Raw genomic sequence first — 13,271 nt, 5'->3', positions numbered from 1 at the left:
TTCAAGGAAAGGAGGCTTCAATGATCGAGCCTTCAACGCATATCGAAACCGAATTTCTGATGCGTCTGCATAATCCCGGATCGGGCGGATCCCATGCGATCGATTCGAGCCTGATGGTGTTTCACAATGGCGCCGAGGGACGAGCCGAAGGGCCTGCTCTCAAAGGCGCGATCATCGCGCCGTCCGGCGACTGGCTGCGCATCATGCCGTCAGGAAGTTTCCGCGTCGACGCGCGCGTGATGATCAGGACTGACGACGGCGCGCTGATCTACGTCTCCTATGGCGGCGTCGTTAGTATGTCGCAGGAGAATTACGCTCGCATGGGCGCTGGCGAGGCGCTGACGTCGAGCGATTGCTACTTCATCACGACGCCGACATTCCAGACGTCGCATCCCGCCTATCAAAGGCTCAATCGCATCCAGGCGATCGGCAAGATCGCGGCATTGAAAGGCGGCCCCGGCGGCTATGTCGACTACGACGTCTTCGCGGTGAGATAGCCTCCGGCGCTGCAGGCGTTTAATTCGAACCGCCGCGCCGCTCCATTTTTTGTCGCAACGTTTTTTGCGGAAAACCGGCTCCCACTTTTCCGCACGTTGCTCCGGTCTCACCTGAAAGGCGGCTCGTCGAAGGCGCGCAGCTTGCGCGAATGCAGTTCGCCGCGCCGCGTCTTCAGAAGATCGATCGCCTTCAGTCCGATCTGCAGATGCTGGCTCACCGCGCGATCATAGAAGGCGTTCGCCGCGCCCGGCAGCTTGATCTCGCCATGCAGCGGCTTGTCGGAAACGCAAAGCAGCGTGCCGTAGGGAACGCGCAGCCGATAGCCCTGCGCCGCGATGGTGCCCGACTCCATATCGACGGCAATCGCGCGAGAGAGATTGATGCGCCGCCGCTCCTGGCTCCAGCGCAGCTCCCAGTTGCGATCGTCATAGGTCACGACAGTGCCGGTGCGCAGGCGCTGCTTCAGCGTCTCGCCGGAATCGCCGGTGACGAGTTTCGCCGCTTCCTGCAGCGCGACCTGCACTTCGGCGAGCGCAGGAACTGGAATGGCCGGCGGCACGACATCATCGAGAATATGGTCTTCGCGCAGATAGGCGTGGGCGAGAACGTAATCGCCGATCTGCTGCGCCTGGCGCAGTCCGCCGCAATGGCCGACCATCAGCCAGCAATGCGGCCGGAGCACAGCGAGATGGTCGCACATGTTCTTCGCATTCGCGGGGCCGACGCCGATATTGACCAGCGTGACGCCCTGCCCGTTCGGCGCGCAGAGATGATAGGCCGGCATCTGGAAGCGATGCCATTGCGAGGTCGCGGCGAGCGCCGTCGCCTCGGCCTCCGACATGCCGCGCGTGATCTCGACATTGCCCGGCAACACCAGTCTGTCGAACGCGTTGTCTTCGCCGAGCTGCTTCACGCCCCAGGCGATGAACTGATCGACATAGCGATGATAGTTGGTCAGCAGCACCCAGGGCTGCACGGCGCGCCAGTCGGTCCCCGTGTAATGCACGAGACGGCGCAGTGAGAAATCGACGCGCACAGCATCGAAGAGCGACAGCGGCCGCGGAAGGTCGCCCTTTTGCTCCCACAACCCGTCAGCGACTTCGTCTCCAACCGCCGAGAGATCGGGCGTCGGGAAGAAGCGCGCGAGCTCGGCCGGCGTCACGCCGCCGCGACCCAACTCGTCGCCGCGCTCGAAGACGTAAGGGTATGGAATTTCCTGCTGCGAGGGGGCGACCGAGATCCTCGCGCCATATTCGCTGACCAGCGGCCTGAGCTGTTCGAGCAGATAGGTGCGATAGGCGGCGGGATGCGTGACGGTGGTGGCGTAGGCGCCGGGCGCCGGGAACTTCGCATAGGCGCGACGGCTCGTCGGCGTCACTCCGTCGGGATGATAGTCGATGCGCAGTTCGGGATAGCGATAGCTCGCGCGCTCGGCCGGGGTCGGCGGGTCGCGGTCGGCGAGATATTTGTCGAGAGCGGTTCGCAGCGCGTCTGTCGCGGCGGCGTAGTGCTGTTCAAGCGCGGCGACCGCCTCTTCGGGGGTCAGGTTCGTCGTGCTATCGGAGAGAGGGTCATGCTTCATGGCCACATCTAGAACGCAGGCCGGCCCATGCCAAGCCGAAGGCCGGGGACAGGCTTAAGAAGCACTTTCAAGTGAAAAGCGCCTAATTGCCCGGCTTTAGCAATCAGATGGAAAATCAAGTCGCCGTCGTCGCCGATTTTCCGCCGACGCCGAGACCTTCACTGCGACGGCGTCGCAGCCGCCTTCTGCGCAGCGTCGGTGGTGAAGACGCTGACGAGGATGCCTTTCGCCACATGTTCGGCCATGCAGCGATAGCCGAGATCGTTGAGATGGAGCTGATCTTCGGACATCAGCGAGAGCCTGTCGCGCATCTGCTCGACATACTGCATCGCCTCGTAACGCTTTATCAGCGGGACGTTCTCGTCCTGGGCGATCTGCTTCAGCGCATCCTTGAGAAGGCGATAATGCTCGTCCTTGGCGACCCCTCTGGTGAACTGCATGCCGACGATGACGACGTCGATCTTGTTCGCCTTGAGCCACTTCAGCGTCCGGCTCACCGTCCGCGAGAAATCCTCAACCGGCACCCGCGACAGCGCGTCATTGGTGCCGACCTGCCAGAGCACGAGATCAGGCTTGTTGAGGGCGACCTCCATTTTCAGGCGCTCGGCGGTGGTCTCGGCGATCTCGCCGGAAACGCCGCGGGCGACCATGGCGACATGGATGCCCTTGAAGCTCTTCTCGAGCTCGGATTCGAGCTGCACCGGATAGGTCAGGCGCGGCGAGGAGGCGCCGACGCCGACGGTGGAGGAGGAGCCAATGGCGAGCACGCGCACCGCCTTCTTGCCTTGAAGCAGCTTCTCGAGGCGAGGCAGCGGCGCGGCCGAGGCGACCGTCTGGGTCGGAGCCTGGCAGGGATTATCAGCCTGGGTCTCGGTCGCGGCGGAGGGGGCGGTCACCGCGAATGCAATCGCCATCGCTCCCGCGATCAGCTTCGCAACCGGTCTTGCGCCTCCGCCAACCATGCCGTCCCCCACATTGCGGCGAGCCCGATCCCAACGACCGCGGCGTCGACCCAAATATTGACCGGGAAAGCCGCTCTCACGAGCTGTCCCCCGAGGCTCAAAAGAGAACCTATACAGAACACATAGAGCGAATTCCGGCCCAGCACGGACCCGAACCTAGCCAGCCAAGGGGTATACCGGAGGATTCCTGAATATACGGCAACAAAGCCCGCGCAGAGCGCCAGCGCATGGATGAGGCGCAGCGGCGACAGGTAGGTCTTGTCGATCACGAACAGGGTGGTCGGCTCCGGGACCTGCAGCGGATCGGGCACTGTGTCGGTCCGCCAGGCCCACATGGCGACCAGCAGAAAGATGAGAGCCGGCCAGCGCAGGTAAGGCAGCGCCTGCGCCAGGGGCCGGCCCGGCCGCGCCCCGCCGGCGATGAGGAAGCCCAGGACATAGATGAACTGCCAGGCGAACGGGTTGAAATACCATTCGCCGGCCACCGGCCAGGTCGCTGCATTGAAACGGAAGATGAGCGCCGCGAGATAGATCGCGAACGAGACCGGCAGAAGCGCCCAGGGCGCCGCGCGATGGATCACCGCAATCAAAGGCGCGAGCGCGATCAGCACGACATAGAGCGGCAGGATGTCGAAATAGCCAAGCTGGTGGGTGAGCAGCACGAGGCCGATGTGAGCTGGAACGGGATCGTGGAAAACTGCGCCCGCATTGTGCCAGTCGAGGATCAGCGGATTATCGAGCATGATCGCCGCCGTCGCGATCATGGCGAGCGCGATCATCGAGATGACGATTTGCGCGGCGTAGAGCGTGACGGCGCGGCCGCCGAGGCGCGCCACCGTTCGGCCGATTCCTTCGCGGGGCGCGTCGACGCCGATCGACAATCTCAACGACCAGCCGGCGAGCAGCACGAACAATTCGGCTGAATCGGAGAAGCCGAAATTGCGATGTGTGAAGCGCTCGAACCAGACGCCCGGAATGTGATTGATGAAAATCGACGCCAGAGCGACGCCGCGCCAGAAATCGATCAAGTTGGGCGACCGCTTCATGGCGCCAACTCGCTACTCTACATCAAGCGGCGCGGTCAGCGTCGCGCGCGAATCCGCGCCGACATAGACGTCGAAGCGGCCGGGCTCCACCGCATAGCGCCCCTTCGCGTCGTGAAAGCCGAGCGATTTCGCATCGAGCGGGATCGTCACGCGCTTTGTCTCACCGGCCTTCAGCGCGACCTTCGCGAAACCCTTGAGCTGCCGCACCGGGCGCGACCGGCTGGCTACCGGTTGGCGCACATAGAGCTCGACGATCTCCTGCCCGTCGCGGCCGCCGCTGTTGGTCACATCGACGGAGACGTCGACAGTGCGGTCGCGCTTCACCTGGTCGGCGGAGAGCTTGAGGTTGGCGTAGGCGAAGCGCGTATAGCTCAAACCATAGCCGAACGGGAAAAGCGGCTCGTTAGCTTCATCGAGATAAATCGACTCGTAGCGCTGCCGCACCTGCTGCGGCCGTCCCGTTGGCAGCGCATCATAGGACATCGGCAATTGCCCGACCGAACGCGGGAAACTCATCACCGTCTTTGCCGACGGATTGGCCTCGCCGTACAGGATTTCCGCGATCGCCGTCCGCCCCTCGGTGCCGGGATGGAAGGTCTGCAGAATAGCGGCGACATTGTCATTCGCCCAGGTGAGGACGAGCGGCCTGCCCGTCGCCAGCACCAGCACCACAGGCTTGCCCGTGGCGACGAGCGCGCGCAGCAATTCCTCCTGCACGCCCGGCAGCGTGAGTTGCGTGCGCGACGCGCCCTCGCCCATCCATTCGCAATCTTCGCCGAACATCGCGATGATCAGATCGGACGATTTCGCGATCTCCGTCGCTTCGTCCTTCTCCTCATATTTGACGCCGCAGGCGTCGACGCCCTTGGCGTAACGCACGGTCGCGCCTTTTTTGCGCTCCTCGATGGCGGCGAGAAGCGTCTGCGTCTCCTTGCGCGGAATGCCGGCGGGGTCGGTCCAGATGCGATCCTCCTCATGGCGCGCCATGGCGCCAATCACCGCGATCGAGCCAATGCCGGGTTTGATCGGCAGGATGTCGTTCGCATTCTTGAGCAGGATCATCGACTCCCGCTCCATGCGCCGCGCCGCATCGCGCGCCGCCGGCGTGCGAAGCTTCGCTTCCGTCGTGGCGGGGTCGACGTCGGGCTTGTCGAAGAGGCCGAGCTGGAATTTCACGCGCAACACGCGGCGCACGGCTTCATCCAGCACGCGCATCGGCACGCGTCCTGATTTCACTTCGCCGGGAAGAAACGTGCTGTAGGCGCCGCCGAACATATCCATATCGACGCCTGCTATCAGCGCCTTCCGCGCGGCCTCCGCGCGATCCCTCGCGATGCCATGCCGCACAAGTTCACCGATGGAATCGAAATCCGAGGTGACGAAGCCGCGAAAACCGTAGCGCTTGCGCAGCAGTTCGGTGAGCAGATAGGGGCTCGCAGTCGCGGGCTCGCCATTGAGCGCGTTGAACGCCGCCATCACCGTGATGCTGCCGGCTTTCAGCGCCGCCTCGAACGGCGGAAGATAGGAATCGAAAAGCTGCTCGGTCGGTATCCAGGACGAGTTGTAGTCGCGCCCGCCCTCCGGAGCCCCGTAACCGACGAAATGCTTCACCGTCGCAGCGAGGCCAGCCCTCTGATAGCCGCGCACGCGCGCAGCCGCGATCTGCGCGCCGAGATAGGGATCTTCGCCCGCGCCTTCGAGCACGCGGCCCCAGCGCGGATCGCGCGACAGGTCAGCCATCGGCGCGAAGGTCCAGTCGATGCCCATCGCCGCGGCTTCGCGCCCGACCCAGTTCGAGGCCTCCTCGATCAGAGGCAGGTTCCAGCTCGACGCCTGCCCGAGCGGCAGCGGAAAATAGGTCGCGATGCCATGCACCGCATCAAGCCCGATGATCGGCGGAATCTTCAGCCGCGACTCGCGCGCCGCGCGGCGCACTTCGATGATCTCGCGCGGATCGATGTAGTTCATGGCGCCGCCAACGCCGCCCGCGCGAATGAGGTCGGTTGGAATCACGTCGAGCCGCCCGACCAGATTGAGCTGGCCGATCTTCTCATTGACGGACATGCGCGCGATCAGCGCGTTGATCTTCCCCTCATCAGCAGGCGTGACTTGTCTTATCTCGGCCTTTGCGATGGACGGGATGAGAGCCGCGGCGAGAAAAACAGAGACAAAGCGGAGGCGCGCGCCGCGAAGCGGGCGGAGACGGGAGGCGATCATCAGCCTGCCAAAGCAAACCGATCCGGCCGAAGCAAGGGCGGCCCGGTCAAAATGTCACGCAGGCGCCCTGCTGTGGCGCGCGCGTCAATGTTATGGTTTGCGGGAGATTCGCGTCCGGAGACTTAAAGCTTTGCTTCGTCCCTTTCTCGCCGCCTCGGCATGCGCGCTGCTCGCCGCCTGCAACACGGCCGCTCCGCCGCCCCCGCCGCCCGGCTCCGCGCCCAATGGGGTGACGCCCTCGACCTTCTCGATGCCGTCAGGCGGCGGTTGCGCTGGCGAGGTCGCGCGCTTCCAGGCGGTGATCGATAATGATCTCGAGACCGGCCACACGATCAAACGGGTGCATGAGGCGATGAGCGCCGAGATCGCCCATGCGCGCACGACCTGCCAGTCCGGCAATGACGGCGGAGCCATCGCGCAACTCAACGCCACCAAGGCGAAATTCGGCTATCGACAGGGATAATCGTCTAGGCATCCTCTTTCGCCCAGACCCAATCGAGATAGCGGCGCATGAAATCGGGCATGCGCTCATGCAGCGACTGGTCGCCGTGGCGGGCGATATGAATGCCTGAGAGCTCCGGCTCGTCCTGACGGGCGATGCGATCCAGCATGACGCGGCGCGCTTCTTCGGCGGGGAGATTGATGCGGCAGGGTCGCATGAAGGCGATGCGCGTCGTCTCGGCCACCGCCGCCCATCCCTCGCCGATCGCCACCTCATTAGGCTGAAGCCCGGTTTCCTCGCACAATTCGCGTTCGGCGGAGCCTGCGAGATCGAGCACGCCGCCTTCGCGGATATCGTCGCGATCGGGCGTGCCCGCGGCGAAATAGATGCGGCCTGCATTCACCGTGTGCGCCGCCATCTCACCCAGCAGAAATGCGCCGTCGCGCGCCCGCAGCGCCGCCATCGAGAAGCCGTTGCGCAAGGGGACGCCGGGATGGCCGGCTTTGATCCAGCCGATGAAATCGGCGTAGTCGGTCTCGAAATAACGCGCGACGAACACGTCGCCGACAAGCTCGCCATGATGCTGCAATAGCACGCGGCCGTTGAACATCTTCGGCTTGTCGGCCATCATGCGCGCCCAGTTCGCATCGATCTCGGAGCGATGGTCGCGAGGAAAGGCCCAGTCGAACGGCGTGACACGCGCATCGACTGAGGACACTTCGACGATAGCGTCGTCGGAAAGATTCATGCGAGGATGACGCCTCTCGTAACGATAATCGCGTCGCCGCCGATGGTCGCGCGCATCAGCGCGCCGCTTTCGACATGAAGCGTCAGCTCGATGTCGGAGGGTCGCCCCATCGCATAGCCCTGCTCGATGACGAAGCGATGGACGCCATCAACAGGTCTCTCGAATTCCATAATCGCACCAGCGAAGGCGGCGACCGCAGAGCCAGTCGCCGGATCCTCGGGAATGCCGAAAGCAGGCGCGAACATTCGCGTGTAGAAATGATGCTGCGCGTCGACAGGCTCCGCGCAATAGACATAGAGTTGATCGTTACCGGGGCTGCCTGTCGTCTGCGCCCGCCTTTCAGTCGAGAGACGAATGCGATCGATCGCGTCGCGCGAGGCGATCGGGATCATCGGAAACGGCACTCCGGCGTCGAACAACGCGGGCGCATACGGGCCGAAGCCGATGTCGGAAGCATCGAGCCCCAGCATGTCAGCGATCGCCTTGCGGTCATCGAACGCGGTGATTTGCTTCGGCAACCGTGGCAGATCGAAGGTTGCGGCGCCGGCGACGTCGCTATCGACATGCACGACGCAAGGCACCGGCCCGACCTTCTCGCCAAGGATAAACTCCGCCGCTCCGCGATCGCGCAAACCAAGGAGCACCGCGGTTCCGACTGTCGGATGGCCGGCGAACTGAAGCTCGCGGCCCCGCGTGAAGATGCGGATGTAAGCGCGCTCCTTCTCGTGACGCGCCGGCTGCACGAACACCGTCTCCGAAAAATTAAACTCACGCGTGATGCGCTGCATCGCGTCGTCCGACAATCCGTCGCTGTCGAGCACGACGGCGAGCGGATTTCCTGCGAAGCGCTGTGTCGTGAAGACGTCAAGCGTGACGAAAGAGCGTTCTTTCACGCGGCCTCCGCGGGACGCCGGGGAAGAGTGATGGTGACGACGAGCGGGCAATGGTCCGACGCCTTCGGGCGATCCCAGCCGATACGGGGATAGCGTCCGCCTGTAGCTGATAGCGCCGCAATAGAACGGTCCGATACGCGCGGATCGAGCGGCGTGCGGAAAGGCTGGCCCCGTCTGAGAATATCGACCGCCACCGGCTGACGCGCTGCCAGCGCGGGCGACAGGAGGAGATAATCGAGTTGCACATGCTCCTCGATCAGCCGCTGCTTCGTCTCGCTCCAGTCCTTGTGGAAATGCGTCCAGCGTTCATGCGGCGGCAGGCCCGCGACCGGATTGACCGCGAAATCGTCAAGCAGCGGATCGAGCGCGCTCGGACGCATCGGCGTCACCACGCCCAGCGGGCCGATGGTCTCGACATAATCATTGAGATCGCCGGCGATGATCCAGTCGCTCTTGCGCCAGCGCGCGCCGAATTTCTTTTCGATGATCGCCCGCACGGCCAGCGCTTCGGCCTTACGCACGGGATGCGTGCGCAAACGGCCATCGTCGCGCCCGTTCTGCATCGATTTGAGATGGCAGATGAACAGACTCAAAGGGCGGCCATCGATGTCAAGCGAGACTTCAAGACAATCGCGCTTGAAGATCAGCGAATCCGGGCGAAGGCCATGCGCGGCGAGATCATCATTGAACAGATCGAAATCGGCGTAGGTCGCATTCTTGTGCGAGCGCCAATCCACCTGCTGCGGGCTGACGAGATCGCGGCGGCAGGCGAAGGCGACGTCGATGCCGCGCTCGTCATTGCCCTTCACCAGATGAAAATGACCGTAGCGATGGTCGGCGACGCGATGCACATAGTTGCGGAAGAAGGCCTCGAGCACGCCGAGATTATCGACTTCCTGCAGGCAGATGATATCAGCGTCGGCGTCGGCGATAGCGAGCCCGGTCATCTGGCGCTTGTCGTCTTCCAGCATCACCGACACGGAGCGCTCGACCGCGTCGCGCACGGGCGGCTCAAAGCCGAAGAGAGCGAGCGCGGCGGCCGAATCCGGCCGCGCGGACGGGCCGAAGCGTTGCCGCGACAGGAGATTTTCGACGTTGAAGGTGGCGATGCGAAGCTGCATGCCGCAACATTAGCGCATCGGCCGCAAAAGTGGATGCCACTTTTGCGATAAAGATGATGCGAAAACAAACGATCTGGGGGCGGGTATGGCTGACCTTCTGCGGAAAAGCGCTAGATCGTCTCGACCGGGAACGTCCATGTCGGCTTCACGAATTCGTCCTGCGCGGCGACAGTGAGGATCTCGCGCGAATTCGCCTCTTCGGTTCGCCGCAGCAGGCTGTAGACGGACGACCCGGCCGCAGCGAGCGCCTCCGCCGCCGAACCCGTCTTCATCACATGGATGAAAAAGAGGGCCGCGATCGCATCACCGGCGCCATTGATGTTGAGCCCGAGCTTCGGCGTGCGCATGCGATAGAAGCCGGCGGCGTCCGCCGCCAGAAGATCGACCTTATCGTCGGGCGTTTCACCGACGACGAGCGACGTCACGAGCACGATCTTCGGGCCGCGCTCGCGCAAAGCCGAGATCGCAAGTTTCACCTCATCGATCCGCGACGTCATGGCGCCCGCGAGATAGTCGAGCTCGAAATGGTTGGGCGTCGCGATGTCGGCCGCCGCCAGCGCATGATCGCGCATGAATTCCGGAATTCCCGGCCGCACGAAGACGCCGCGGCCGATGTCGCCAATGACGGGATCGCAGCAATAGAGCGCCTTGGGGTTGGCGCTCTTCACGCGCTTCACAGCGGAGAGAACCGCCTCGCCGATGTCGGACGAGCCCATATAGCCCGAGAGCACGCCGTCGCAGCGCGGCAGCACGCCGCGATCGGCGATGCCGTCCATCACTTCATCGATCATCGGCCCGTCGAAGACGCGGCCTTTCCAGGCGCCATAGCCGGTATGATTCGAGAACTGCACCGTGTGGATCGGCCAGACCTCGACGCCGAGCCTTTGCATCGGGAACACGGCCGAGGCGTTGCCGACATGCCCGTAGGCGACATGGCTCTGAATCGACAGGATATTCATGGGCGGCGACAATCTCCTGACCGACCCGCGCCATGACTCCGGCTGATCCCCTCGTCAAACAAAAACGGGTGATCGAACCGATCACCCGTTGCTGAAGTTAACGACGCTGGCGGCGGCTCAGGCTGATGTCGCCTTCTTCACGAACCTGTCGACAAAGGTCCTGGAGAGATCGACCTGCGCGCTCGCCATCTCGGAATCGAGCGCCTTCACCATGTCATAGACGCTCTTCATGCCTTCAGGCGAGATGATGCCCGTGCGCGAATAGCTCTCCAGCGAATTCTTCACCGCGCGGATATAGAGCTCCTTGTCGCCGAGATAGAAATCCTCGGGCACGCTGGCGGCGACATCTTCCGGCTTGGCGGAGGCGAGCCATTTCAGCGACTTCACGAAGGCGTTGGTTACTTTCTGCGCCGCTTCCGGATTCTTCTCGATGAAATCGTTGCGGGTATAGACGACAGCAGCCGGATTGGTGCCCCCGAACAGCGCCTTGGTGCCGGCTTCCGTGCGCGTGTCGATCAGCACGACGATGTCGCCATCCGCCTCGAGCTTGGCGATGACAGGATCGAGATGGCTGATCGCGTCGATATCGCCTTTCTTCATCGCAGCGACCGCGCTCGCGCCGCCGCCCACGCCGATGAAAGCGGCGTCCGTCGGCTTCAGGCCGGCTTTCAGCATCGCATATTGCACGGTGATCGAGGTCGAGGAGCCAGGCGCCGTCACACCGATCTTCGCGCCTTTCAGGTCAGAGGCGGACTTGATCTTGTCGGCTTTCGATTTCGCCACGCCGATCACGATCGCGGGGAAGCGGCCGAGCTCACAGATCGCGCGAATGTCCTGGCTCTTCGCCTGCATGCGCACCGTATGCTCATAGGCGCCGGTGACGACATCGACCGAACCGCCGACGAGCGCCTGCAGTGATTTGGCGCCACCGCCGAAGTCGTTGATCTCGACGTTCAGCCCCTCGTCCTTGAAGAAGCCGCGGCGCTCCGCGATCGTCAGCGGGAGATAATAGAGCAGCGGCTTCCCGCCGACGCCGAGCGTCAGCTTGGCGCCTTGCGCATGCACGGCCGGCGCGGCGAGAGGCGCAAGCGTCGCTGCGCCAAGAACTTTCGTGAAATGCCTGCGATCCATGATTTCCTCCAAATCCTTTGTGGTTTGAGCCTATTTTCGTCGGTTCGCCGCAGCGATCAAGTCGTGGTCTGCGCGCCCTGCGGTTGCCAGATCAGCAGGCGGCGCTCGATCAGAGTCACGAACGCGTCGATGACGAGCACGAACGCGGTCAGGATGGCCATGCCGGCGAAGACGCCTGTCGTGTCGAGCACGCCCTCGGCCTGATGGATGAGATAGCCAAGCCCCGCCGCCGATCCCAGATATTCGCCGACCACGGCGCCGACGAGCGCGAAGCCGACCGAGGTATGCAGCGACGAGAACATCCAGGTCAGCGCCGCCGGCCAGTAGACATGGCGGAAGAGCTGGCGCTCGTTGAAGCCGAGCATGCGCGCATTGGCGAGGATCGTCGGCGGCACTTCGCGCACGCCCTGGAACACGTTGAAGAAGACGATGAAGAAGACGAGGCTGAAGCCGAGCGCCACCTTCGACCAGATGCCGAGGCCGAGCCACAGCATGAAGATCGGCGCCAGCACGACACGCGGCAGAGCATTCGCCGCCTTGAGATAGGGATCAGCGACAGCCGCAGCGAGCGCGTTGCGCGCCAAAGCGAAGCCGCAGATCACGCCGGCGAAGGAGCCGATCAGGAAGGCGTACACCGTCTCCTGGAAGGTGATCCACATGTGGCCCCAGATGTCGCCTTCGCTAAACAGCTTCACCACGCGCCAGAAGACGTCGATCGGCGCGGACAGAAAAAACTTCAGCGTCGCCGACCCGACCTTGATGTTGGCGGAGAAATGCCAGGCGACGAGCAGCGCGATCCCGAACAGGATCTGCAGCACAATGACGAGCGCGCGATTTGGCTTCATGCTGCGACCCCGTCCGCCTGCGCATAGGCGCGGCTCACCTCGTCGCGCAGTTTCGCCCAGATGTCGCGATGCAAATCGAAGAACCGCTTGTCATGGCGCACTTCCGCGATGTCGCGCGGCCGCGGCAGATCGATACGGAAATCGCCGACGAAATGCGACTGCGGCCCGGCGGCCATAACGATGACGCGATCCGCGAGCGCAATGGCTTCATCGAGATCATGGGTGATGAACATCACCGCCTTGCGGTCGGCCGCCCAGAGCTCCAGCAGCAAATTGCCCATGATCACGCGCGTCTGCGCGTCGAGGGGGCCGAACGGCTCATCCATGAGCAGGAGCTTAGGGTCGCGGATCAATGTCTGCGCCAAGGCCACGCGCTTCTTCTGGCCGCCCGAAAGCATGTGCGGATAGCGGTCGGCGAAGGCGCCAAGGCCCACGCGCTTCAGCATGGCGCGGGCGCGCTCCCGCGCTTCGCTACGGCTGACGCCCATGGGCTCCAGCGCCACCGCGACATTGTCGAGCGCCGTCTTCCACGGCATCAGCGCGTCGAGCTGGAAGAGATAGCCGGCGCGCCGATTGATCCCTTTCAGCGGCTCGCCAAACACCGAGACGGAGCCTGAGGATGGCGCGACAAGGCCGGCCACCGCGTTGAGCAGCGTCGACTTGCCGCAACCGGTCGGGCCGACGATGGCGACGAAGGACTGGTCGGCGACGTCAAGATCGACCGGCCGCACCGCCTCATAGCGGGCGCCGTCGCGAACCCGGTAGGCGATCGAGACGCCGCGCAGCGAAATGGCGGGTGAAGCGCCCGAACCCGGCCCCATCAGCGT

General features: G+C 63.7%; 13 protein-coding genes. 2 read left to right on the top strand and 11 right to left on the bottom strand.

Features of this window, described 5'->3' with window-relative positions:
* The first annotated feature begins 20 nt into the window (after positions 1–20).
* Complete coding sequence (locus L8F45_RS00165) at positions 21–497, top strand: DUF3237 domain-containing protein (RefSeq protein WP_342360874.1); 477 nt, start codon at positions 21–23, stop codon at positions 495–497.
* Positions 498–604: 107 nt separating this feature from the next.
* Here the strand turns inward: L8F45_RS00165 and L8F45_RS00160 are convergent, their stop codons facing one another.
* From L8F45_RS00160 to bglX, 4 genes are all read right to left on the bottom strand, one after another.
* Entirely contained in the window at positions 605–2,080 is a 1,476-nt protein-coding gene (locus L8F45_RS00160; RefSeq protein ID WP_342360873.1) for an AMP nucleosidase, read from the bottom strand.
* 158 nt (positions 2,081–2,238) lie between these two features.
* Positions 2,239–2,994, bottom strand: a complete 756-nt coding sequence (locus L8F45_RS00155; protein WP_342360872.1) for an SGNH/GDSL hydrolase family protein — start codon at positions 2,992–2,994, stop codon at positions 2,239–2,241.
* Between the two features lie 11 nt (positions 2,995–3,005).
* On the bottom strand, positions 3,006–4,088 hold the full coding sequence (locus tag L8F45_RS00150) for an OpgC family protein (protein WP_342360871.1): 1,083 nt from the start codon (positions 4,086–4,088) through the stop codon (positions 3,006–3,008).
* Positions 4,089–4,100: 12 nt separating this feature from the next.
* Positions 4,101–6,305, bottom strand: a complete 2,205-nt coding sequence (gene bglX, locus L8F45_RS00145; protein ID WP_342360870.1) for a beta-glucosidase BglX — start codon at positions 6,303–6,305, stop codon at positions 4,101–4,103.
* Positions 6,306–6,435: 130 nt separating this feature from the next.
* Here bglX and L8F45_RS00140 point away from each other — a divergent pair, with 130 nt between their 5' ends.
* Entirely contained in the window at positions 6,436–6,768 is a 333-nt protein-coding gene (locus L8F45_RS00140) for a hypothetical protein (protein ID WP_342360869.1), read from the top strand.
* A gap of 4 nt (positions 6,769–6,772) precedes the next feature.
* Here L8F45_RS00140 and L8F45_RS00135 read toward each other — a convergent pair whose 3' ends face one another.
* From L8F45_RS00135 to L8F45_RS00105, 7 genes are all read right to left on the bottom strand, one after another.
* Complete coding sequence (locus tag L8F45_RS00135) at positions 6,773–7,495, bottom strand: NUDIX hydrolase (protein ID WP_342360868.1); 723 nt, start codon at positions 7,493–7,495, stop codon at positions 6,773–6,775.
* Positions 7,492–8,388, bottom strand: coding sequence for a PhzF family phenazine biosynthesis protein (locus tag L8F45_RS00130; RefSeq protein WP_342360867.1), 897 nt, complete (start codon positions 8,386–8,388; stop codon positions 7,492–7,494). Before L8F45_RS00130 ends, L8F45_RS00135 begins: the two co-directional genes overlap by 4 nt.
* Positions 8,385–9,509 carry an endonuclease/exonuclease/phosphatase family protein gene (locus L8F45_RS00125; protein ID WP_342360866.1) on the bottom strand — a complete coding sequence of 375 codons (1,125 nt, stop codon included), beginning with the start codon at positions 9,507–9,509 and terminating at the stop codon, positions 8,385–8,387. The genes L8F45_RS00130 and L8F45_RS00125 overlap by 4 nt, the downstream gene beginning before the upstream one ends.
* A 110-nt stretch (positions 9,510–9,619) precedes the next feature.
* On the bottom strand, positions 9,620–10,468 hold the full coding sequence (gene pdxY / locus L8F45_RS00120; protein WP_342360865.1) for a pyridoxal kinase PdxY: 849 nt from the start codon (positions 10,466–10,468) through the stop codon (positions 9,620–9,622).
* 117 nt (positions 10,469–10,585) lie between these two features.
* Complete coding sequence (locus L8F45_RS00115) at positions 10,586–11,599, bottom strand: ABC transporter substrate-binding protein (RefSeq protein ID WP_342360864.1); 1,014 nt, start codon at positions 11,597–11,599, stop codon at positions 10,586–10,588.
* 56 nt (positions 11,600–11,655) lie between these two features.
* Positions 11,656–12,444: an ABC transporter permease gene (locus L8F45_RS00110; protein ID WP_342360863.1), complete on the bottom strand. Its 789-nt coding sequence runs from the start codon at positions 12,442–12,444 to the stop codon at positions 11,656–11,658.
* Positions 12,441–13,265 carry an ABC transporter ATP-binding protein gene (locus L8F45_RS00105; protein ID WP_342360862.1) on the bottom strand — a complete coding sequence of 275 codons (825 nt, stop codon included), beginning with the start codon at positions 13,263–13,265 and terminating at the stop codon, positions 12,441–12,443. The genes L8F45_RS00110 and L8F45_RS00105 overlap by 4 nt, the downstream gene beginning before the upstream one ends.
* Positions 13,266–13,271 lie beyond the last annotated feature (6 nt).

This window comes from Terrirubrum flagellatum (genome assembly GCF_022059845.1).
In the GTDB taxonomy this organism is placed as follows: domain Bacteria; phylum Pseudomonadota; class Alphaproteobacteria; order Rhizobiales; family Beijerinckiaceae; genus Terrirubrum; species Terrirubrum flagellatum.
Note: the sequence above shows the minus strand (reverse complement) of the source record. Positions and strands in the feature narration are given on the sequence as shown.

Excerpts from the sequence above, each read along its gene's own strand:
- L8F45_RS00115 (WP_342360864.1), bottom strand. The coding sequence starts at position 11,599 with ATGGATCGCAGGCATTTCACGAAAGTTCTTGGCGCAGCGACGCTTGCG.
- pdxY (WP_342360865.1), bottom strand. The coding sequence starts at position 10,468 with ATGAATATCCTGTCGATTCAGAGCCATGTCGCCTACGGGCATGTCGGC.
- bglX (WP_342360870.1), bottom strand. The coding sequence starts at position 6,305 with ATGATCGCCTCCCGTCTCCGCCCGCTTCGCGGCGCGCGCCTCCGCTTT.
- L8F45_RS00165 (WP_342360874.1), top strand. The coding sequence starts at position 21 with ATGATCGAGCCTTCAACGCATATCGAAACCGAATTTCTGATGCGTCTG.
- L8F45_RS00110 (WP_342360863.1), bottom strand. The coding sequence starts at position 12,444 with ATGAAGCCAAATCGCGCGCTCGTCATTGTGCTGCAGATCCTGTTCGGG.
- L8F45_RS00155 (WP_342360872.1), bottom strand. The coding sequence starts at position 2,994 with ATGGCGATTGCATTCGCGGTGACCGCCCCCTCCGCCGCGACCGAGACC.
- L8F45_RS00160 (WP_342360873.1), bottom strand. The coding sequence starts at position 2,080 with ATGAAGCATGACCCTCTCTCCGATAGCACGACGAACCTGACCCCCGAA.
- L8F45_RS00135 (WP_342360868.1), bottom strand. The coding sequence starts at position 7,495 with ATGAATCTTTCCGACGACGCTATCGTCGAAGTGTCCTCAGTCGATGCG.
- L8F45_RS00125 (WP_342360866.1), bottom strand. The coding sequence starts at position 9,509 with ATGCAGCTTCGCATCGCCACCTTCAACGTCGAAAATCTCCTGTCGCGG.
- L8F45_RS00105 (WP_342360862.1), bottom strand. The coding sequence starts at position 13,265 with ATGGGGCCGGGTTCGGGCGCTTCACCCGCCATTTCGCTGCGCGGCGTC.
- L8F45_RS00150 (WP_342360871.1), bottom strand. The coding sequence starts at position 4,088 with ATGAAGCGGTCGCCCAACTTGATCGATTTCTGGCGCGGCGTCGCTCTG.